This is a genomic window from Colwellia sp. KU-HH00111, assembly GCF_040362745.1.
Classification (GTDB): domain Bacteria; phylum Pseudomonadota; class Gammaproteobacteria; order Enterobacterales; family Alteromonadaceae; genus Colwellia.
On sequence record NZ_BAABWO010000003.1, the window covers coordinates 135,474 to 157,500 of the forward strand.

24 protein-coding genes and 1 tRNA gene are annotated in these 22,027 nt (G+C 37.7%); 7 read left to right on the forward strand and 18 right to left on the reverse strand.

The features are described from left to right. Window positions 1–7 precede the first annotated feature (7 nt). The 11 genes from csy2 to ABXG98_RS07715 form a co-directional block, all read right to left on the reverse strand. Window positions 8–1,183: a type I-F CRISPR-associated protein Csy2 gene (csy2, locus tag ABXG98_RS07665; protein ID WP_353538113.1), complete on the reverse strand. Its 1,176-nt coding sequence runs from the start codon at window positions 1,181–1,183 to the stop codon at window positions 8–10. Next, complete coding sequence (gene csy1 / locus ABXG98_RS07670) at window positions 1,180–2,658, reverse strand: type I-F CRISPR-associated protein Csy1 (protein WP_353538114.1); 1,479 nt, start codon at window positions 2,656–2,658, stop codon at window positions 1,180–1,182. The genes csy2 and csy1 overlap by 4 nt, the downstream gene beginning before the upstream one ends. Continuing rightward, window positions 2,651–6,043: a type I-F CRISPR-associated helicase Cas3f gene (cas3f, locus tag ABXG98_RS07675; protein ID WP_353538115.1), complete on the reverse strand. Its 3,393-nt coding sequence runs from the start codon at window positions 6,041–6,043 to the stop codon at window positions 2,651–2,653. The genes csy1 and cas3f overlap by 8 nt, the downstream gene beginning before the upstream one ends. Next, a complete protein-coding gene (locus tag ABXG98_RS07680) occupies window positions 6,040–6,408 on the reverse strand; it encodes a hypothetical protein (RefSeq protein ID WP_353538116.1) in 369 nt (122 codons plus the stop codon). Before ABXG98_RS07680 ends, cas3f begins: the two co-directional genes overlap by 4 nt. Beyond that, window positions 6,401–7,369, reverse strand: coding sequence for a type I-F CRISPR-associated endonuclease Cas1f (gene cas1f / locus ABXG98_RS07685; protein WP_353538117.1), 969 nt, complete (start codon window positions 7,367–7,369; stop codon window positions 6,401–6,403). The genes ABXG98_RS07680 and cas1f overlap by 8 nt, the downstream gene beginning before the upstream one ends. Before the next feature lie 132 nt (window positions 7,370–7,501). Next, window positions 7,502–8,338, reverse strand: a complete 837-nt coding sequence (locus tag ABXG98_RS07690) for a WYL domain-containing protein (protein WP_353538118.1) — start codon at window positions 8,336–8,338, stop codon at window positions 7,502–7,504. 56 nt (window positions 8,339–8,394) lie between these two features. Then, window positions 8,395–8,460, reverse strand: a complete 66-nt coding sequence (locus ABXG98_RS07695; protein WP_353538277.1) for an SEC-C metal-binding domain-containing protein — start codon at window positions 8,458–8,460, stop codon at window positions 8,395–8,397. 185 nt (window positions 8,461–8,645) lie between these two features. After that, window positions 8,646–9,188 (reverse strand): hypothetical protein, encoded by a 543-nt coding sequence (locus ABXG98_RS07700; protein ID WP_353538119.1) that lies wholly within the window; start codon window positions 9,186–9,188, stop codon window positions 8,646–8,648. A 153-nt stretch (window positions 9,189–9,341) separates the two neighbouring features. Next, on the reverse strand, window positions 9,342–9,686 hold the full coding sequence (locus ABXG98_RS07705) for a hypothetical protein (protein ID WP_353538120.1): 345 nt from the start codon (window positions 9,684–9,686) through the stop codon (window positions 9,342–9,344). Further along, the gene (locus ABXG98_RS07710; RefSeq protein ID WP_353538121.1) at window positions 9,686–10,036 is read right to left on the reverse strand and encodes a hypothetical protein; all 351 of its coding nucleotides are present in this window, start codon (window positions 10,034–10,036) and stop codon (window positions 9,686–9,688) included. The genes ABXG98_RS07705 and ABXG98_RS07710 overlap by 1 nt, the downstream gene beginning before the upstream one ends. A 392-nt stretch (window positions 10,037–10,428) precedes the next feature. Then, window positions 10,429–10,519: transfer RNA gene (locus ABXG98_RS07715), tRNA-Ser, on the reverse strand. Window positions 10,520–10,697: 178 nt separating this feature from the next. Between ABXG98_RS07715 and ABXG98_RS07720 the strand changes: the two genes are divergently transcribed. The 6 genes from ABXG98_RS07720 to ABXG98_RS07745 all read left to right on the forward strand — a co-directional run bounded on the left by ABXG98_RS07720 (window position 10,698) and on the right by ABXG98_RS07745 (window position 13,718). Continuing rightward, window positions 10,698–11,288, forward strand: coding sequence for a DNA-3-methyladenine glycosylase I (locus ABXG98_RS07720; RefSeq protein WP_353538122.1), 591 nt, complete (start codon window positions 10,698–10,700; stop codon window positions 11,286–11,288). 223 nt (window positions 11,289–11,511) lie between these two features. After that, window positions 11,512–12,180, forward strand: a complete 669-nt coding sequence (locus ABXG98_RS07725) for a Bax inhibitor-1/YccA family protein (protein WP_353538123.1) — start codon at window positions 11,512–11,514, stop codon at window positions 12,178–12,180. A gap of 115 nt (window positions 12,181–12,295) precedes the next feature. Further along, window positions 12,296–12,658, forward strand: a complete 363-nt coding sequence (gene tusD / locus ABXG98_RS07730) for a sulfurtransferase complex subunit TusD (RefSeq protein WP_353538124.1) — start codon at window positions 12,296–12,298, stop codon at window positions 12,656–12,658. Next, entirely contained in the window at window positions 12,658–13,041 is a 384-nt protein-coding gene (tusC, locus tag ABXG98_RS07735; protein ID WP_353538125.1) for a sulfurtransferase complex subunit TusC, read from the forward strand. Before tusD ends, tusC begins: the two co-directional genes overlap by 1 nt. A 66-nt stretch (window positions 13,042–13,107) precedes the next feature. Beyond that, window positions 13,108–13,395: a sulfurtransferase complex subunit TusB gene (gene tusB, locus ABXG98_RS07740; RefSeq protein ID WP_353538126.1), complete on the forward strand. Its 288-nt coding sequence runs from the start codon at window positions 13,108–13,110 to the stop codon at window positions 13,393–13,395. Continuing rightward, window positions 13,386–13,718, forward strand: coding sequence for a TusE/DsrC/DsvC family sulfur relay protein (locus ABXG98_RS07745; protein ID WP_353538127.1), 333 nt, complete (start codon window positions 13,386–13,388; stop codon window positions 13,716–13,718). The genes tusB and ABXG98_RS07745 overlap by 10 nt, the downstream gene beginning before the upstream one ends. Window positions 13,719–13,793: 75 nt before the next feature. Here the strand turns inward: ABXG98_RS07745 and ABXG98_RS07750 are convergent, their stop codons facing one another. From ABXG98_RS07750 to gnd, 3 genes are all read right to left on the reverse strand, one after another. Continuing rightward, entirely contained in the window at window positions 13,794–15,248 is a 1,455-nt protein-coding gene (locus tag ABXG98_RS07750; protein WP_353538128.1) for a glyceraldehyde-3-phosphate dehydrogenase, read from the reverse strand. 250 nt (window positions 15,249–15,498) lie between these two features. Further along, window positions 15,499–15,873 carry a peptide-methionine (R)-S-oxide reductase MsrB gene (msrB, locus tag ABXG98_RS07755; RefSeq protein WP_353538129.1) on the reverse strand — a complete coding sequence of 125 codons (375 nt, stop codon included), beginning with the start codon at window positions 15,871–15,873 and terminating at the stop codon, window positions 15,499–15,501. Window positions 15,874–15,910: 37 nt separating this feature from the next. Beyond that, window positions 15,911–17,440: an NADP-dependent phosphogluconate dehydrogenase gene (gene gnd / locus ABXG98_RS07760; RefSeq protein WP_353538130.1), complete on the reverse strand. Its 1,530-nt coding sequence runs from the start codon at window positions 17,438–17,440 to the stop codon at window positions 15,911–15,913. Between the two features lie 404 nt (window positions 17,441–17,844). On the opposite strand from gnd, the gene gap reads away from it, so the two are divergent. Beyond that, window positions 17,845–18,849 carry a type I glyceraldehyde-3-phosphate dehydrogenase gene (gene gap, locus ABXG98_RS07765; protein WP_353538131.1) on the forward strand — a complete coding sequence of 335 codons (1,005 nt, stop codon included), beginning with the start codon at window positions 17,845–17,847 and terminating at the stop codon, window positions 18,847–18,849. 218 nt (window positions 18,850–19,067) lie between these two features. Here gap and pyrF read toward each other — a convergent pair whose 3' ends face one another. From pyrF to ihfB, 4 genes are all read right to left on the reverse strand, one after another. Continuing rightward, entirely contained in the window at window positions 19,068–19,763 is a 696-nt protein-coding gene (pyrF, locus tag ABXG98_RS07770) for an orotidine-5'-phosphate decarboxylase (RefSeq protein WP_353538132.1), read from the reverse strand. Between the two features lie 338 nt (window positions 19,764–20,101). Continuing rightward, complete coding sequence (gene lapB / locus ABXG98_RS07775) at window positions 20,102–21,271, reverse strand: lipopolysaccharide assembly protein LapB (RefSeq protein ID WP_353538133.1); 1,170 nt, start codon at window positions 21,269–21,271, stop codon at window positions 20,102–20,104. 14 nt (window positions 21,272–21,285) lie between these two features. Then, window positions 21,286–21,531, reverse strand: a complete 246-nt coding sequence (locus ABXG98_RS07780; RefSeq protein WP_353538134.1) for a lipopolysaccharide assembly protein LapA domain-containing protein — start codon at window positions 21,529–21,531, stop codon at window positions 21,286–21,288. Window positions 21,532–21,676: 145 nt separating this feature from the next. Beyond that, window positions 21,677–21,964 carry an integration host factor subunit beta gene (ihfB, locus tag ABXG98_RS07785; RefSeq protein WP_353538135.1) on the reverse strand — a complete coding sequence of 96 codons (288 nt, stop codon included), beginning with the start codon at window positions 21,962–21,964 and terminating at the stop codon, window positions 21,677–21,679. Window positions 21,965–22,027: the final 63 nt, after the last annotated feature.

A 22,027-nucleotide genomic window follows, 5' to 3' on the forward strand; every position in this document is an offset into this window, starting at 1 on the left:
TCTTTTGTTAAATTAATTCATCAATTGGGTCAAAAAGCACTGAAACTTGCTGTTCTAAGTCACTTTCATCATTTTCTAATTGTTTAGTTTGCTGGCATAAATACCAGCCATCATCGTATTGATAATTCCATAGGCTACTTGCAATATCTCTATGGTTTTTTAAGCGATTAACCCCTAACCACTCGCCAACTGAATGAACAGATTCAACAAAGCACACAGGGGTTTCACTATCACGCGTATTGGCGACCTCTTTATTTTCATAAACAGGTGAAATGGCTTTATACCCGGTCATAATAGGTATTAGATATCCGGGATTAGGTTTTGATAAATACTCCCACTCAGCAGAAGTCTTATTTGTTGGGTTTATGTATTCATTCCATTGCTTTAATAGTGTTTTTGTATTTTTCGTTTCTTCTAATTCCGAAAAGTAATTAATCAATTCTTGAGGAATGTCGATGTTGTATGGCTTAACCAAATGCTCAAGCCAAATACTATATAAATTTTGTTCTCCCGCTTCTTGCAAGTGCTTATTAATCAAGGATGAAATTGGTCTAGCTTGCTGCCTCAATGCTATAAAATCCAACCAAGCCTCAAGCTGATCAGCTTCTGAATTTTTATCTAAACAAGTTTGATAATATTCAGCTAAATGACTCGATCTATCCATTAATATAAACCCCGGCATCAGTAAGCGTTTTAATTTGAAAAAGCTCTGCTGGCTTGTACTATCAAAAAGCTGCACATCTTCAATAGATAAAATGCTACCTCCTGCTAGTCTCTGCATTAAGCATTGCTGCTTTAACCAAGTAAGCAGATCACCCACTTCACGACCTACAAACCCATCAAATTCCATGACTAGCGATACCGTCATATTCATCTTTCCCTCTTCTACAATTGAGGGAGCACCACCTTGGGTAACTTTGTTTACGTCACCCGACAAATAGGCAGGGTTTTTACTTTGTAAAAATCTATCATTGTATTTCCCAAAGGTATGCACATGGTGTTCATGAGCAACTACAGTACAGCCTTTAAGACTGAACCCTTGATATGTCGACCTTCCCAACTTCAGAGAAAGGTTATGTGTAAAGCCCAAAAAATGAGTAATAGCAGGGAAGCCCCATGTAAAGCCAGACACTGCATTGGCATTTTGAACTTTAACTTTATTTAACAACAAATACTGTGTCATGTTCTTTCCCCCGTATCTTTAATAATCTCAGGCATTGGGTTAAGCTCACGCTGTGCGTTACTCATCAACAGCACCCATAATTTGGAGTGCTCGGTTTGCGGTGTAAACAGCTTATCTTTTCCGATTAACTTGCTATTCACCCATTTAGCAAAGTCCTTACTAACATCCAGCTGCCAATTAGTACTTTTACGTGCCGCTTGAAATACTTCATCATTTCGATAAGGATCAAGAAAATATTGCTGAGATAACTTGAGTTGAATGTCATCGGTTGACGTCCAACCTGCAGGCAACATTTGTATTCGCTGTGCATAAAATAAGACTACATCAGTTAAGCCCTGCCCCAACTTGATCAACCACTTTCTTTTCTGTGGGTTGCGCGTGCTTAACGAAAGCTTTTCATTACGTAATAAAAAATCGCGCAAATAACCAATATCTGTTTGAACGGCAGAATTTGGTATACCACGGTAAAACCAAGACTTTTGATTGATAGGTGGTTTAGTTTGTGTTGTCCATGCAGGAGGCTGAGTGCTGAATAGTCTTTGAATTCCACCTCTTTTACCATTGTATACAGTTGCATTTTGATGCTGACTTTGTGTAATCAACAATTTACTTACACCAATCAAACTTTTCTGTGTTTCTGGTATAAATTTGTGAGACTTTTTGGCTTTAGTAAATTGTTCCTGTTTCTTACGTGCCTCTTTATCAAAACACTGCACATATAGCCGTTGAGCTAAGGAAGATGATTGAAGTACTGTTAATAAATGGTAATTTTTAGCTACAGGGAAGAAAAGTTGCTTTAATAAAATATCTGTCTTAGGTTTTTCATTCAGTATTGTTTGGTAACTTTTTATCCAATAATCTAATTCTGCCTTATCCTGTGCAAAATCAGTAAAAATAGTACTATTCCCTTTTTGTATCTCCTCAAAAAGATAAGAACCATCAAGTTCAAGCATTAAAAATTTAACTTGTTTTGATAAGGTCGCATTAGGGTAAGTACCGTCAATAATCTTTTCTTGCAAACCACTGGAGCTTATATAATCAGTTCGACTATTGCTGGATTTATCTAAAATTGAAGAGCCAGATGAGCTTGAATGCGTTAACTTAGCGCAATGCGTTGCGGGCAATACCCCTTCACTTATCTCTATAGAACGCGATATCCAAATATTGCAAAAATTACTTTTACGGCTTATTTTTTCAATCGTTTCGGGTATTGGTTGCATCCATCCTTTATCTAATGCCTCTTGATAAAAACACATTATTTTATCTTTGTTTTTCGCTGTGACAGGCGTTTTCTTTATATTAGCTAAAAACTTATTAATCGCCTTTTCGTCATCACCTGAAACATCACACAAAAGTTTTTTGGAAATAAAAGTTGAAAGTAATTCGTCAATATAATCACTCTGTTTATCGTGCTCATTAAGACCGTCTATGTATTCTTTTATTGTTTTTTGCCATTCTTGCATATTCTCACTCATCGTTATTAACCTCCTGATACATGCCAAAATTATTGTGATAGCAGTATTCTCGGTTACTGCTATTTTCAAATTCCGTTATTCTTAACTCACCAAAATGTTGACCGATTTCACTTAGATCCATATTTAATTCATCAGACAATGTTTGATAAATATGTTCTGGTGATTGATCAAACCAAAAATAGATATTCTTTCCCTTAGATAATTTTTGTACTGACGATATGTTGATTTCTGACACTTCACCAAATTTAGCTGGGCGAACATTTTCATTAAACCAACGCCAGTAAGGCTGATTAAACTCATCATCCAACATTAAATAGTAAGCTTCGTCTTGCTGGCTTTGCCTAAACCGTTGTTGTCGCTGCACCTCGCCGCACCAATATGGCATTACTTTGCTTTCCACATTCCACCAAACCCTAGCGTTGTTATCTCCAGAAAATAATTGCCATGCCAATGCTTTATGTTCCAAACCATTTAAGTCGATATAAAAACCAGCCTTATCAGGATGGTATTTCTCTTTTTCTGGCAAGGTTATTCTTGGTACTGCATTGATAATTTCATACTGATCTTTCGGAAGTAAATCATTTAAGCAATGCGGCTTAGCAAACAGCAATTTTTCTGTATTTGTTTTCATTTCAAAACCGGGCCGTGTAAAACAAATTTCACTACCACTTAGTGCTTTATAGTTTTGATTTAACAACACCATGTTTGGTTCTGTTATTGGCTTTTCTCTATGCCTTAATACTCGACCTGCTATCTGAATAATGGAACGCATTGAACTTGGCTCGACAATAGCCCAATCGTAATCATGATCACGTCCAACCTCAGCAACTGGTGAGGCCAATACAACAAATATATGATGCTTTTGTGGATGCTTATTTATCACTTTACCTACAGGATGGATTGCATCAAAAATACTGCTTACATTCTTGCGCTTTAGTGCTGTATCTAACTGATTTTCTATTGCGCTTCGTATCGCCAAGGGATAACGGCTGTGGTAGATACATAAATGAATACAGCAATCATTACTTTCTTCAATAGCAGGCGCATCTAACGACATTATTTGTTTGGCAACGCTGACCAAAGGATTAATGTTAGCCATACGCACCAATCCAATTGAAACTGTTTTTCCATTTTGACTCGTATGATGCAAATCATGTAACTGACCAAGTTGGTTGTAGATTGTTTTTGCTATTGCTTGTGACGATGAATCACCATCACTTCGTTTAATGTCAGCTATTTTACCGAGTTGTTTATTCTGCGACTTTACTCCACTTAAAAACGATATACGGTCTTGGACAAACTTATTATGTTCTGACTTAAACGAAGTCAAATCTGAAATATGGCGTTTTTCAAAATCTGACACCTTATTTTCATCAAACCAAGCACAGCAAATATCGCCTGACCAATCAGTTAAATTTGCCTTAGCATATTGCTGCCAACCAGCTCTATATGATTCATAAAGCGCAAAGACCAAAGCAGGAGGCATAGTTGCCGTTGAAAGTAAAACCCTACTGCCTAACATGCCAGCCCAGTTAACTAAACGGCAAAGTGCAGGTAAATCGGATAAGCCAAAATCATCAGGTTCATCCAAAACAAGATCAGAACTGAGCAAACGCAACATAGCTGCTGTTTGCCTACCGCCCCTTGTTCCTTCAGTGGCAGAAATTAAATGATCTATTGTGCATACAAGTACAGGTGCGCTGAGTAATTTATCAATATTTTTATCATGTGCTGTCCATTTGCTTAAACTGTGCTCTGTTTCACCGCGATAATATGTATAAATTTCATCATTTAGATTTTCTTCTGCTGATTCACTACCACAACTACTCTCTGTTTCTGTTTTTGTTTGATTTTGCGCATTTTCAAACAACTGCTTAACAGCAGAACCACCTACAGCAATTGCAAGTTTTTCATCATTTAAACCAATACTATCTTTAAATTCGCGACCAGTTTGAAGTGTTAACGTACGCAAACCAAGAGCGATAGAAAATCGCTTATTCCCAGTCTGCTCACCAATTGCATACATAATTTTGGCATTAGCTATAGTTTTCCCTTTACCTGTAGACGCCATATTAATGCCGAAAAAGCCATTATTAAGTGTTTCACTCCCAAGTTTGCTAGCAAGTTTTTGAGCATTATTTTGCCATCCATAGTTTTCAAAAATTTCCGTTTGAGATTTTTTAATACGCTCCGACAGAAATTCAATATCATCAAGCTTAGGCAAAGTAACTTTCAACCTAGGCAGAGCATTCACAATATCTCTACTGTTTATTGCCACACCTATTAAATGCTCATCGAGTTGCTGTTTTAAACCGGACTTTCCTGATAATTTATCATAGGTGTTAGCGAACGTATGGTATATAGAGCCTCTCCATTCAGTCGTAACTTCTGGTTGTGAAGAATAATAACGGTCAGCCAACATCATTGCTAACCTAGCTAAATGACTAGTGAATATTTGATCATTGATATAGTCATTGTTGAAAAACTCTCGTTTTAATAACTGAGCTTGTGCTTTTGATGCGATATTAGACGCTTGAGAACACCATTTTTTACTGTAATAAGGAAGAGCCTTTTCAGCAAAAAACCAATTATCTTGCACACGACCTTTCTGGTCATCATCATTACAATGATACGAGTTCCAATTCGCATCAAAACTTTTAATTAACCACTTATCAATATCTTTTAAATGAGGTGTATTAATATTATCTTGCCACGCTGGACAAAGTGGTAGTTTATGGTGTGAAACAATGATCCACGCAACTAACTGTGCGAATGGTGACAAACTGGAAATGGGGTGCTGGCCGAATCCTTGATCAACACCATCTTTAAAACACGGTTGTATATTTTCAAATTGTTGCTCAGCTATAGCTTCTAACCATTGAGCGTCATTTTTACTGTTTACAAACGCTTGGAATAAACGCAATGAAACCCATTCGTGTCGATAGGGTTCTGAATTTTCGGTTTTTATATCCGGGTTTATTTTATTCTGAAATAAAACATTAGCTTTACCAAAATCATGAAATAAACCAGCAATCGCTGCAGCACTTGCAATTACATCTAATGTTTTCCAACTAGCACTATCTTTAAATTCAGTCATATCTTTTTCGGTATAGTTAACAGGCACTATTCCCTGTTCATTAAATTTTGATTTATTGCCCACCACCCACAAAAACTGGCTTCTTGAACGAGAACGTATCCAGTGGCAACTTACCGCAGTGCTTTTACTGGCGGTTTGGCGCAGCATTCTTTTTACAGTGATTAAGCCGTCTTCGGTGATGATAGTTTGCCAGGTATTGTCGCCAATGCGGTTGGCGAATGCGTCTAATACTCGACGCGTTTTTTTCAGGGCGTTTTTCTCGCACTGGCTAACAAAGGTGACCATCATAATGAAAGCCTTCTTAACAAACGGCTGTTTTTTAATGCCTTTTTTTCGGTTATTTTAAAAGGATGCATAATTATTCCTTTTAAATGCAGACCTATATATTTTGCAAGGGGATCTTCTTCACTTTCGATGATATTCATGGAATCGCAGCAGGCTAATAGCTCTATGCTTACAGGCTCTCCTATGTTCACCTTACTTTTTTGTGAATTAAGCCATAAACATCCTATGTTTGTTATTATCATTCCTGATAAGGGGTATGGTTTTGATGCACGATGTATTTTGATATCAATCGCATATCCACTTAAAACTTCTTTTAGATTGCTTTGTTCAATCTCGATACGATAATCAGGTTCTCGCCAGCTAGTCATGATGTTCACCGTGATCGGCTAGCGCTATTTCTTTTACTTTGTCGAACATGTAATCAAGCGCTTTGTGGTCGGTAAAGCTTTGTAATATTTGCTGTCTGAATTCTTGCTCAGTGGCATTTTCTTTAGCGCAGATAAATGCCCACGGTAATACCAATGCGTCTTTAATTAAATCGGCAACGTCAAACACTAATGCGCCGCGTCTGGTTTTACCGTGCATTACGGCAAAGCCATGCGGAATGCCTAACACCCATAAGGTTGTTGCAGCTAATCCATAAGCGAGGTAATTACCGTGATTTAAAAAGTCGTTCGCCAAATCGGTTGATTGATGCTGCCGAGTAAAATCGCTGGTGTTTGTGGCATTGGCAGCGCATTTATAAAGCGCTTTGGTAAGCTGCGCTTCGGTTAATAATAATTCGCTTTGTTTGGTGGCATTCTCAGTGCGCTGGGTAAACGTGGTTAATGCGTTTTCTAGTTTCGAAAGTTCAAAACCGTTTTGCTTTAGCTCGCGATCTTTTGTCCAAATACGGGTTAGGTAGTCAATACGAGCGGTTTGAATCATTTTTGCCGCTGTTAGCCGTTTTTCATCATCAAACCAAAAGCTCAGCCATGCTTGTAAATATTCGGTTGGCCGATATTCGCTTTGCGGTGTTAACCATTCAATGGGTTGTTCAACATCGTTTGCCATAAACAGTGGTGTACCGCCACCACCAGTAAAACCAACTAAAACGCCTGCTTGCGCTAACATGCGCATAGCGGCTTGGGTAATTGAAGTGCCATTACCTAAAAGTAACACTGTGGTGTTGGCAATGGGGATATTAAAGTATTGGTTTTCTTTGCTAGTTTCAGTTAGGTAAAGTACACGTCCGTCTTTTTGCATAACACGGCAATATTCTAAGTAAAACATATTCGCACGTTTAGAGTGTAATATTGCTTTTAGATCTGACGATTTTAATGTGTCCATACTTTATCTGTCTTTTATTATTGTCGGTTTAGCTGCTGCCGGTTTAGCCGTGCTGATGATTGAGCATATCGTAAGTAAGTTAATTATCTTGCACAACACTGTAATTTCTCACATGTACAGTAACTTTACAGGTTAAGGTAGGTAAGGTGTTACGCATTTTCTACTATCGCTGGTGAGTACAATTTGTTGTTCTTCTGGGGTGTTTTTGTAACTGTCGATGTGCAAACGACGTAAAAGATAATTAACTAGGGCCGCCCGTGTGGTTATGGTTTTTTGGCCATTTTCCATTTGAAAATCTTGCTCTATTATCCGTTTTTGCTGGTCGTTGAATCTAGGATCTGCTTCTATGACAACATCAACCATTGTTTGCCACTTATCATCTTGTTCAGCTAAATGTGTTGCTTTGCCTTCAAAGGTTGCTTCACCATTAAAACGCGATAAAGTGAAGTCTCTAAATTGGCTGTTTTTATTGCAATAAGCCCTAACATGCCATCGTAACCCGTCAAATATCATGGCATGTGGTTGAATAATTCTGTCGAGATAATCGGGGCTTGAAAGCGATATGTAACCAATATCTATGGCGAGTTTTTCGCGTATGGCGCGTAAAATAGGCTGCACTTGAATTGGGTTAATATTTCGAAGGGGGGCTTCTACTTCAAAGGCGAATACATTGGCATGTTGCTGACAATTAGCTGATTTTTGATGAGGCTCTGTTGTTAGTGTTAAATAGTTTGAAAAAGGGGTTAATTGCGCTAAATGATAAAAGTCATCCGTGGCTATAAATGCTTTACTCGATTGATTGTAGCGCAAGTAAAAAGGATATTTGTCTCGGTATTGTTGTAAAACCGAGCTTGCTGCTTGCCGTGATAGTTGAAATTTATTTGCTAGGTGAGTCGCATTAATTTGCCCTTCCCACCAAACAACACTTTCAATAAAGTCAAATCGTACTTTATTGTTTTCTTTTGACATGCTTTTGTACCAAGTAATCGTCCTTTATTGATAGCACCACTATAAATGATATTTATTTACAGGCAACATTTTTTATACTTCTTTCCTCTCCCACAATGACAGGGTTTATTTCTGCCTGGCACATCCTTTTTTCATGCAATTGGTATCATTCTGAACAAAACTGATTTTTATACAGTGCAAATAATAAATAAAATTATCATGGGTGGCCTATTTCAGTTGTTTCAGTTGTTTCTGTTGATTTCAGTTGTCAACAACGGGCTTGTTCAACAACTAGATTAAGTTGCGGCAAGCGCAATCTCCCCTCTATTTATAAGCTTTCTAGTGTCGCAGCTAGCAACATGGCAGTACCATTATTTATTGCATGGATAACCATTACAACCAATATTGCATGACCCATAGATATTTTATCCCAATACTTATAAGCCATTGTCATGAAGAAAAATAGTGGGAAAATAGCAATCCCCCAAAAAGTAAATTGCAGAGAGTGAATCCCTCCCCAAAATATAGCGCTCAATATGGATAAGGTTACAATATTATGTATATATTTTTGAAGAATTAGGATGATGGGAATCATCAATATTGTCTCAATAATAGGGGCTATAATTACAGCACCCCAAAATGTATGAATTGATATTTCGAAATCTGGTGTCTCAGCATTAGGAAAAATATAATCTAAGAGGTAACTTAGAGGTAAAGAAATAGTTAATACGAGTAAAGAAACTTTAAAAGCGTAAACCAATATTGGTTGCTCTATATTTGACAAATATTTGATAGTAATTACATCCTTGTATAGAAAGCTAACGAGCCTGTAGAATAACTCGTTTTTTATATTATTTTTTAATAAAATCACTTTAACTTGATTATTTTTTCATAACAATCAAAACGTTTACGTTTTTGCTAAAAGTAATTATGGGTGGCTTAGTTAGTTGCTCTGTGCGGAGCCGCATGCTGGGTGGTGTGGAGGGGGCTGGAGGGTAGAAACCTCCGGCTACCCGATTTAATTTTACCAATAACTCCATCCATTCTTGTTTGTATCAGGATGTAAGCACATGGCTGCCCCTAGCTCGCTTCTTATTCCGGAAAAACAAGAGTAAATATCACTAAAAACACTCCAGTTTTCACTGCAGTGCCTAACAACTTTCGGCTTAAGTTTCCCTTCTTTAAAGTCGGAATACAGGTTTATTATAGAAGCATTCTTGGACTCTGCCCCTTGTATAAAATCGTACCAATCTTCAATTACCGAAGCTAACTTCTCTGAGGCTCCCCCACAGATATATTCTTTTTCCTCTTCAGCAACTGCGTTAACTGAGATCAGAAAAATAGATATCAATAATGCCCTGATCAACATCAGTTACAAACACCACTCTTAAAGTGCATGTATCCACCATAGTAAAGAACCATTTTTTCTGGTTTGATTGAAACTATCTTGTAATTCCCCATTCCTTTAGTTTTGATCTTGTTCCCTTCAATAGAGAAATCACCTTCTTGTTTGAAAAAGGCTGCTTGATATTTAAGCTTGTTATCTCGTGTAAAATTATAATTCGACTTATCTGGGATGACCTCACCATCCAGCTCTTGAGACATTCCGGTTAAACACCACTCTTTATACAAGTCATCTGAAACTATACTTTCTGCATGTGATACAGATGACATAGCCCCAAGTAGTGTTGATGTAATTAGGATACTTTTTAGTTTCATTGTTCTTCCTTAGTTGAATGAAAAAATATAACAGCTTTGTAGCAGGACAACCTTCATGTTTAAACATGAAGTTCACCCTTCTTTCATGAATTTCTAAAAATCTACAATACGCTAACTCCCTTACTTCATCAATAACTTAATACCAAAGCCTTTCAACAAGTTGACGCGTAAAAAAGGTTGGCTGAATCCTTTCTTCATACAAATACAATAATTATCGTCTGCACGGTATATTTACAAAATAAAAGTTAAAAAACTTGTAATGGATCTATGTTTTTCTTTGAGATAAAGGAAGAATTCGAACTCTACAAAAAGGTTTAGCGCTAAAACCATTGGTAGTTTTTGAGTATCAGAAAGCAAAAAGCCCGTTACTTATGTAACGGGCTTTTCTAATGTGGCGGTGAGATAGAGATTTGAACTCTAGAAGGGCTACAAACCCTTGCCGGTTTTCAAGACCGGTGCTTTCGACCACTCAGCCATCTCACCTGAAGTAAACAAATAGCTTTTTAACAAGGCTGCTTGAGAACGAGGCGAATATTAAAGTCTCCCTTAGCAGTTGTAAAGTACTATTTTACAAATTATGCTAGTTTTGTGTTTGTTTGCTAAAAAATTAATCAGCTTGTTTTTAATTCAAGCAAAAGCTACCTAAAATAATGAGTGAAATATGGAAGAAATACAAAATGATACCGAGCCATGTCGTTGCCCTTGGCTTGATGTGTCAAAGCCCGATTATGTAAAATACCATGATGAAGAATGGGGGGTTCCTGTTCATGACGATAAAACTATGTTTGAGTTTCTTATTTTAGAGTCAGCTCAGGCTGGGCTTAGCTGGTACACCATATTAAAAAGGCGTTCTGGTTATAAAAAAGCCTTTGCCAACTTCGATGTTACTGATGTTGCTAATTTTGATGATGATAAAGTTGAAGAGCTGATGCAAGATGCGGCTATTATTCGAAATAGAGCAAAAATAAAAGCCGCTATCTCTAATGCAAAAATATTTATAGCGCTTCAGCATGAGTTTGGCAGTTTTTGCAATTACCTGTGGGGGTTTGTTAATAATACCACTATTGTTAATTCGATAACTTCATTAGATGAATATCCTGCAACCTCTGAGATATCTGATGCTATTAGCAAAGATTTAAAACAACGAGGATTTAAATTTTTCGGCTCTACTATTTGTTACGCTCATCTTCAAGCATGTGGGTTAATCAATGATCACAGCGAGTCTTGTTTTAGGAAAAAAGAACTTACATAAATAACAAACTGTTATCTAATAGATCAAGGTGTTTTTGGCTGTTACAATCAGAAACAATTATTCATTCATTGCTAGATAACTAGACTAGCTATTTAAAAAACACCGTGTCATAATATGTCACAGGTCGTTAGTTGAGATTAAGAAAATAACTTGAACTTTAGCAAAACGCCCTTATCTTAGATTATAAGAAGTGATGTTTAATTAAGTTTTAAAAGGAAAAGTTATGCAATCTAATATGAATTTTCAAACGGCGAGTCAAAGCTCTGCTATTGAAATAAATAAAGTATTAAAAAATACATACATGCTTTTATCGATGACACTTGCATTTAGTGCGGTAACAGCAGGCATTTCAATGGCGATGAACTTGTCACACATGGCAGCGCTTGTAATGATGTTGGTTGCTTTTGGTTTAATGTTTGTTGTTAATAAAAAAGCTGATTCTGCAAGCGGTATATTCTGGATTTTCGGTTTTACCGGATTAATGGGTGCTTCTTTAGGGCCAATGCTGAATGTTTATGCGGCAATGCCTGGTGGTCCAGCGATGATCATGCAAGCATTAGGCGGTACTGCATTAATATTTTTTGCGCTTTCAGGTTATGCATTAACCAGTAAAAAAGACTTCTCATTTATGGGTGGCTTCTTAATGACAGGTTTAATTGTTGTGTTAGTGGCAAGCTTAGCGAATATATTTTTCCAAATTCCTGCGCTTTCTTTAGCCGTTAGTGCAGCAGTTATCATGGTAATGTCTGGTTTAATCTTGTTTGATACTAGCCGTATTATCAACGGTGGTGAACGTAACTACATCAGAGCAACCATTTCATTATATTTAAATGTTTATAATATTTTTGTACACTTGTTACATCTGTTAGGTGTTTTCGGTGGCGATGATTAACATTTTGTTAATTCGCTTTTAGTCTCGATAAAAAGCGCTATAATATCAAGCCTCGTATTTACGGGGCTTTTTTATGTCTGATGCCCAACGTTAACTTTAAAGAGAGTACACCTTAGTGAAAAAATTGGCGGTAATGATCACTTCTCCCCCTTACAGTAACCTAAGTGTTACCGCGCTTGACTATATCGAGTCAGCGCTTCAATCGGGTGTTGAGTTAGTTGGTGTGTTTTTTTACCAAGATGGCGTTTTGCATGCCAATGCCGATGTTCAAATTGCTAATGATGAATTTCAAGCGATTAACCAATGGCAGCGGCTACAACAAACATACAATTTACCTTTGCATTTATGCATAACCGCAGCAGAAAAACGCGGGATAAACGATGAGAAATCATCTAATATCCACTCTCTATTTACCATTTCGGGTTTGGGAGAGCTAGTTAGCTTAACAACTACCGCGGATCGCCTGGTACAATTTTAATGACAAATACTTCAACAAATAACACAGTGAAAACATTAGCCATTATTAATGCTAAGGCTCCCTATAGTGACAATGCGGGTAAAGACGCTTTAGATATTGCCTTGATCTTTGGCTCTTTTGAACAGCCAGTATCATTGTTTTTTCAAGGTGATGGTGTATTTCAGCTGCAGCAAGGACATGATGGCACCCTTATTTCTGTTAAAGACTACCTTAAAACGTTCGCTGCTTTTGAGTTTTACGATATTGAACAGGTGTATGTCTGTGCAACGTCATTAACCGAGCGAAATTTGACTGTAGATTTTCATATTGACAATGTTCAGGTATTAACGCCAACAGAATTTGCTATGAAATTAGCTTCACATCAAACCGTATTGAGATTTTAACCGTCATATTAGGCTAGGTTTTTAACCGCTATACGTTAGCAAATTTAATTAAAAGGAACAGCATTAATGGCTACACTTCATCTTGTTCGCCAAAGTGCATTTAACAGTAATGACTTTGCTCAGTGTCTACAAACTGTGGCTAATGGCGATGTTATCACCTTACTTGATGACGGATGTTACAACTTAAAGCACCCGTTAATGAGCGCAATAGCTAGCAGTATTCAAGTCAAAATAATTGAGCAACATGCCAAAGCTAGAGGTTTTGATGTTGATGAGCAGCATTTTGAAAAAATAACAATGCACAAGCTCGTTGAGCTTACTTTCACCCATGACAGAGTAATCACATGGCAATAGATTTTAATGGCAAAATCATTGCCACAGATAACCAAGGCTACTTAGTAGACCACAGCATATGGCAAGAAGACTTAGCCATTATAATGGCTGAGAAAGACGGCTTTGAACTAAGTGCTGCACATTGGGAGATCATCCGTTTTGTTCGTCAGTTTTACCTCACTTATAACACTTCGCCAGCGATACGTGCGTTAACTAAAGCGATGAAAGCTGAGTTTGGTGAAGAAAAAGCAAATAGCCGTTATTTGTTTCGTTTATTTCCTGACGGGCCAGCAAAACAAGCAACCAAGTACGCGGGATTGCCAAAACCAAAACGTTGTTTATAACTGTAAAAAATTCTTAAAAAAAAAGCGCCTATACATGCTATAGGCGCTTTTTTATTATGCTGTTAATTACGATAACTATTTTATCGGTAACGTTGGAACGGTTATACCCGCCATTTCTAACATAACGCGAACTACTTGACAGCTGTAACCAAACTCGTTGTCATACCATACGTATAACACAGCTCTGTCGCCATCAACAATAGTTGCTTGAGAGTCAACAACACCAGCGTAACGAGAGCCAACTAAATCGGTTGAAACTATTTCACTTGATGCAGTGTAGTCAACTTGGTTTTGTAGGTCTGAATGCAATGAAATGTTACGTAAGTAATCATTTAAGCCATCTTTATCAGTCGCTTTTTTCAAGTTCAGATTCATAATAGCCATTGACACATTAGGTGTAGGCACACGAATAGCATTACCGGTTAATAAACCTTTAAGCTCTGGTAACGCTTTAGCAACCGCTTTGGCTGCACCAGTGGTACTAATTACCATATTAAGCGGAGCACTACGACCACGACGTGGTGCTTTATGATAATTATCAATTAGGTTTTGATCATTAGTATAAGAGTGAATGGTTTCAACGTGACCATTGCGGATACCAAACTCATCATTTAATGCTTTTAAAACAGGGGTAATAGCATTAGTTGTACAACTTGCCGCTGATACAATGTTGTCTTCAGGCAAAATCATATTATGGTTAACACCATAAACGATGTTTTTGATATCGCCTTTCGCTGGGGCTGTTAATAATACTTTAGCAACACCTTTAGATTGTAAATGCTGACCTAAACCTTCTTCATCGCTCCAAATACCGGTATTATCAACAACAAGAGCATTGTTAATATCATGTTCGGTGTAATCAACTTCGGCGGGTGAATTAGCATAAATAACTTTGATAAAAGCACCATTCGCTTTAATCACGTTGTTGTCTTTGTCAACGGTGATGCTGCCATTAAAAGCACCATGAACTGAATCACGACGTAATAAACTTGCACGTTTTTCTAAGTCATCTCCGCCTTTGCTTGGACGTAATACAACAGCACGAAGGTTCAATTTAGCATTCGGACCAGTTTGCTCAATAAGTAAACGCGCTAATAAACGACCAATACGGCCAAACCCATATAGCACCACATCTTGGCTTCTAGCTTCATCGGTACCAGAAGCAACTGCGGTTAATTCTTTTTCTAAATATTGTTCAATTGACAAGTCGTTTGATTGCCCTTGAAACAAATAACGATAAGCCAATTTACCTACGTCAATACGTGCAGGTGCTAGTGTCATTTTGCTTAAGGCTTCAACAAAAGGAAAGCTTTCACGTAAACGCAATTTACTTTCTTCGTGCAAAGAAACTGATTTGTGCGCTTTAATAATATCAATAGGAGAAGCATTTAATAGAGGACGGCCATAGATAGAAACTTCTATACCCTGATTCCTAAAAAGTTGACCAATAATTGGTTGCATGTTTTCTGCGAAAGTTTGGCGTTCTTGCCAACTGGTTTGATATTCTTCCTCAAGATGAGACGTCGTCATTAGTTAAGCCTTATATTTCAATCAATTGAACGAGAGATTACTGTAATCATAATAATCTAGTTTTTCAAAAAATAAAACTAGACTATGGTGGGATATTATTGCGCGCATATTGTAATGCAAGTGGTAATAATTCGCTAGAGGTTACATGCTGATTTAGTGATCTAAATCAGATGAATGAGTCATATTATCTATGTTCTTAAACAGTGGGAAAGAACTTAATCAACTTGGTATTAATATCTATTGCGCTGTGTTACGCGCTTTCAAACGTTAAACTTAATGAATTAACACAATAACGTTTACCCGTGGGTTTTGGACCATCATCAAATACATGGCCAAGATGAGATTGACAATGCTGGCATTGAATTTCAATACGGCTCATGTTGTGACTGGTGTCCTTGAGGTAGGCAACATTACCTTCAATGGCTTGAAAAAAGCTCGGCCAACCACAGCCTGCATTAAATTTGCTATCACTTGCAAACAAAGGCATATCACAACAAGCACAATGATAGGTTCCGGTTAACCAATGATCATTATAAATACCACTAAAAGGTTGTTCAGTTGCTGCTAAGCGACATACTTTATAGGCATCATCACTGAGCTTTTCTTTATAATCATCATCGGTCATATGAATTATCCTTCAATTACTTATTCATCATTTGTTATTAGTCAATCGCAACAGTATTACGCTCAAGTGTAGACCATTGTACATGATATTTTTTACCGTCTGTTTTATCGTTTCGCTCAAACGTATGAGCGCCAAAAAAATCACGTTGACCTTGCAATAAGTTGGCTGGCAATACGTCACAGCGCATCGCATCATAATAAGCTAAAGCAGACGACATTGCTGGGTTAGGAATACCTAACATAGTCGCACTACATAGGGCTTTACGCCAATTGAGTTGACGTTCACTCAATTGCGCTACAAAAAAGTCATCAAGTAATAAATTATCTAAATCTTCATTGCGCTCATATGCTTGGGTAATAGATTGTAAAAAAGTCGCTCGAATGATACAACCGGCTCGCCAAATTTTTGCAATACTCGCAAAATTTAGTGTCCAACCATGCTCTTTTGCTGCTAGCTTCATCAATTGAAACCCTTGGGCATAAGCACAGATTTTTGCACAATACATCGCATCGTGAAGCTGCTCTATAATGACTTGTTTTTCTTGCTCAGATAACGGTGTTAACTCAGGGCCTTTTAGGCGCGTTGATGCTTGGGTGCGTAATGATTTAAACGAGGACATAGATCGCGCAAAAACCGCTTCTGCAATAGTAGGTGCTGGGCAACCAACCTCTAAGCTACTCATGGCTGTCCATAAACCAGTCCCTTTTTGTCCGGCTTTGTCTAAAATAATATCGACCAAAGCAGTTCCCGTATCCACCGACTTATGGCGAAGTACTTCAACACTGATTTCCATTAAGTAGCTGTCGAGTTTGCCGTTATTCCATTGTTCAAATATATCGCCTACCTCAGCGGCACTAAAGCCTAAGCCAGTATGTAGAATATGATAGGCTTCACAAATCAGTTGCATATCAGCATACTCGATACCATTGTGTACCATTTTTACATAATGTCCCGCACCTGCAGGGCCGATATAAGCGGCACAAGGCTCACCTTCGCTGATAACTTGGCCAGGTTTATTACGTTCAATGGGTTTACCTGTGGTAGCATCTACTTTTGCTGCTATGGCTTGCCAAATTGGTTTAACCCTTGCCCAAGCTTCTGGTGATCCACTTGGCATTAATGAAGGACCAAAGCGCGCCCCCACTTCTCCCCCTGAGACCGCAGATGAAAATAATAAAAAGTCGTTTTGGTATTTTCTTTCTCTATCTACAGTGTCCACCCATAAGCTGTTACCCGTATCAATTACAATGGCATTGTCGTTAATACCTGCGGCAATTAATTGCTCGCAAACAAAATCAACTGCGGCTCCAGCAGGTACACTTAATACTATAATATGAGGGGCTTTAAGTTGGGATAGTAATTGTGAATAGGATGTACAACCATATACCCGTTTGCTGTTTGTTGTATTTTCGAGTTGATCTTGTTCAATAACGGCTGCAATTTTGTCTTCACATAGATCAAATGCAGCTACGCTATAGTTATTATCAGCTAAGTTGAGCACTAAATTCTTGCCCATAACTCCTAACCCAATAAAACCAATGTCACACAACAGAGTATCTGGCGTCATAAAAATATCTTCCTAAAGGTACCGGCCCTTGACTGGGCGCTCTTATATCTTTTGTTACTGGCGTTGCTCTAAATAAACGCGCAGAATTTAACAATGCAATTGCGTGTTGCTTTTCTGCTTTTGAATCGAAAGCCAATACTCAAAAACCAAAACCATATGAGCACGAAACGAAACGACGCAACGAAATTTTTCGCATTCTACCATGCAGACACAATGAAATCATGCCAAAGCCGAATAAAACCACAAAATAGCAAGTGATTGTCGATGAAATTAGTGTTTATATGTAATCATACGTAAAAAGATCGGTTAAGCATCATTAATTTGCTAACAAAAGCAATTATAACTTGATAAATTCTCAAAATGATGTAATTTTACTACATAATGAGTTTTTAAAGAGGTTCACCATGAAAATTAAAGTTGGCATCAACGGGTTTGGCCGTATTGGTCGTTTTGTATTTAGAGCAGCGGCAGCACGAGAAGATATTGAGATAGTCGGTATCAATGATTTAATCGACATAGATTATATGGCATACATGCTAAAATATGACTCTACCCATGGCCGATTCAAAGGTACGGTAGATGTTGTTGATGGTCAGCTTATTGTTAATGGTAAAGCAGTACGTGTATCAGCTGAGCGAAACCCCGCAGATTTAAAATGGGGTGATATCGGTGTCGATGTAGTGGTTGAATCAACTGGTTTATTTCTCACAGATGAAACGGCACGTAAGCATATTGAAGCAGGCGCTAAACAAGTTGTACTTTCTGCGCCTTCTAAAGACGATACCCCAATGTTTGTTTGTGGCGTTAACGTGAGTGAATATGCTGGTCAAGACATTGTTTCTAACGCTTCTTGTACTACTAACTGTTTAGCACCTATTGCTAAAGTGTTAAACGACAACTGGGGCATTAAGGATGGTTTAATGACTACCGTTCATGCAACTACTGCCACGCAAAAAACAGTCGATAGCCCTTCGGGCAAAGATTGGCGCGGTGGTCGCGGTGCGGGTCAAAACATTATCCCTTCATCAACAGGTGCGGCTAAAGCCGTTGGTAAGGTTATTCCTGCGTTAAACGGTAAGCTTACCGGTATGGCATTTCGTGTACCAACCCCTGATGTTTCGGTAGTTGATTTAACCGTTAATTTAGAAAAACCTGCTAGCTATAGCGAAATTTGTCAAGCGATGAGCGCTGCGGCAGAAGGTGAGCTAAAAGGGGTTTTAGATTACACTGAGGATGCCGTTGTTTCGAACGACTTTGTTGGTGAAACTTGTACTTCTGTATTTGACGCTAAAGCAGGTATCGCCTTAACGGACACGTTTGTAAAAGTGGTTTCTTGGTATGACAATGAAATTGGTTATTCAAACAAGGTATTAGATTTAGCTGCATATATTCATAATTACCAAAAATAACCGTTTTATGTAATTTTTAGATCAAAAAAGGGCTTGGTAGCAATACCAAGCCCTTTTTTTATCTAGAAGGTAATATATTGATCCGTGTTTGCTCTTTGTTGGAATATGCTACATGAATGTAGGTTATTAGAGAATGCAGGACGCACATTCTCCTGAATTCTGCCCTACCTTTGTGTTTAATGTAGGGGGTAATTTATTGCCCCATGTGTTTTATGGCGTTAACTTATCGAGGCATTAATTTGCTGTAACACCAGTTGTGGATCAACCGCTTTGGTAATTGGGCGTCCGATCACCAAATAGTCAACACCAACGCTGATCGCTTGCTCTGGTGTCATAATACGTTGTTGATCGTCTTGTGAAGAACCTGCAGGTCTGATACCAGGCGTGATTAATTTAAATTCTTTGCCAAGCGATAATTTCAATTGTTCCGCTTCCATAGCAGAACAAACCACACCATCTAAGCCACTGTCTTTGGTTAAATTTGCAAGAAAGTTAACTTGCTCTGCTGGTGTTTTAGTTATACCTAAACCACGCAAGTCGCTTTCTGACATGCTAGTTAATACCGTTACAGCAATAAGTAACGGCGCATCGTTACCATATTGGTTAAGGGCATCTTTGGCTTTAATCATCATTTGACTACCACCACTGGCATGTACGTTAACCATCCACACACCTAAGTCAGCAGCTGCCGTAACCGCTTTGGCAACCGTATTAGGAATATCGTGAAATTTTAAATCTAGAAAAACATCAAAGCCCTTCCCTGTTAACGTTTTTACAAACTCAGGACCAAAGTAGGTAAACATTTCTTTGCCTACTTTTAATTTACAATCTGTTGGTGAAACTTTATCTGCAAACGACAACGCTTCACTTTTATTATCAAAATCTAAGGCAACAACAACTTTTGGATCTAACATGGGATTTCCTATTTTCAATTTCGCGTGCAAAGCAGAGTTGTTACTAGATTATTGCAGCATTAATTAAACTGATAACAATTTCACTTACGAAAAAATAAATTTGTCGGACTAAAGTCCAACCTACATCGAATACATATAATTTAGTTATGTTTCATTAATCTAAAAAGTTTTACACTATTCATCATAGTTGCTTTATCTGCTCATTCAAACGAAGCTACAAGTATAATTATTTCTTTCAAAGTCCTACAGTTCTAGAGCAAAGAGAAAGTATGGAGTTGACGATAGTCAATGAGTACTTTCGATGCCGCTATTGAGCTTAAGGACAAAGATAGATGAAACTATTCGCCTTCTAGGCCGCGAACGGGTTTAAGTTGCTCCCATTCGTGACAGGATGGGCATGACCAATAATGGGTCGAACTATTAAACCCACAATTACGGCAGCTGTACCTATGCTTAACTTTCAAATATTCACTAATAAGCTCGGTGATCAAGTCTAAACTGGTATTATTGTCTAAGTCATTGGTATGGTTCATTTGCATTTTAACAAAATGTTTAAAACCACGTATTGTTGGCCTGCGCTTGAGTGCAGACAACATAAATTCTTTTGCTTTGTTATGGCCATGTTTTTTTTCTACATGCCCTAAGTAAGTAATGAGTGCGGTTGAGCTTGCCGTTTCATCATACACTTTTTTGATAAACTTGAAAAACTCACTACCGGCATCAAGGTGGAGATAACATTGCTGCATTGATTCGATAACATCAGGAAAAAATTCTTTATCTTGTTGATAGATATCCTGATAGCATTGGCATGCTAATTCACACTGTTGATGGTTTTCATATATTTTTGCCATCAACCAGTTGGCTCGACATGAATTGGGATCTAATTTAAGCGCTTGCTCGAGTAACTCTAACACCTCAATGAATTTATCTTTTTCTAAGGCTGTGGTTGCAAGTTCACAATAAAAATTTGCTAAGGTGTGTAACAGCCGTTTGTCTTTGTACTTTATGATGAGTTTTTTATGACTAATACCTTGTTGCCAATCTTTAGTTGATTGAAATATTTGCAATAAATACGCTAGCGATTTTAAGCCATAGTCCGGTGACTTTAGCAATTTATTAAACATTTTTTCAGCGCGATCATACAAACCTGCTGATAAAAAATCTTTCCCTAATTCAAATACGGCTTGTTGCTTATCTTTGGTAGGCAAATTACCATGGCGGACCAAATGTTCATGAACTTTTAATGCTCTGTCAAGTTCACCTCGTTTGCGAAATAAATTTGCCATGGCAAAATGTGCTTCAACACTATCATCTTCAACTTTTAATGCGTCAAGTAACGAGTCTATTGCTTTATCTTTTTGATTTGATAATAAATAGTTTAAGCCTGTAGAGTACTTAATAGATAAGTCTTGTTTAATGCTTTGATCTTTTTGCTTAATACTGTTTCGTCCCATAAACCAGCCATAAGCCATAGCAACAGGGAGTAACAGGAAAAGTAGCTCTATCATAGAATAACTAGCACTTATACTTCAGTAGATCGATTTTTAGCTAACGCTTTTTTACCTTTGCGGATCAAACGCCATAGTAGGGTTGCTAATAGCCCCAGTGCAAAACCTATTCCAGTAAAAATACTTACCGCAGCGGCAACAGAAAGCTCAACCCTAGCAACAAGGTAATTTAATGAGATAAGTTGTTCGTTTTGACTTCCGAACACAAACGCGATAGCAAGTAAAAGTAAAACAAAGAGTACAATGAAATAAATTCGCACGATGAATTAGCCCAGTGATGGTTGAAATATAATGATGACGAAAAAAAACGGCATACAAATGTATGCCGTTTATTATCTAATCTTTTTGCTTTTATTGCAATATGAGTACAACGAAGTTGTCATAAAGGTTGCACTAGCATCCATTTTAAGCTGCTGAAAGATTGACTCTTTCTCGTAGCTCTTTACCTGGCTTAAAGTGAGGTACGTATTTACCACTTAACTCAACAGAAGCACCAGTTTTTGGATTTCTACCAACCCTAGGAGCACGATAATGCAGTGAAAAACTACCAAACCCTCTAATTTCAATGCGGTCACCTTTAGCTAAAGATTGCGCCATTAATTCTAGGATTTCTTTGATCGATTGTTCTACATCTTTAGCAGATAAATGCGATAGTTTATCGGCTAATTTTTCAATGAGTTCTGACTTGGTCATAGACCCTCCAGTATTCATCTAGCTTCGCGCTAATGAGGTTAATATAAGAGGAGAATAATGAAA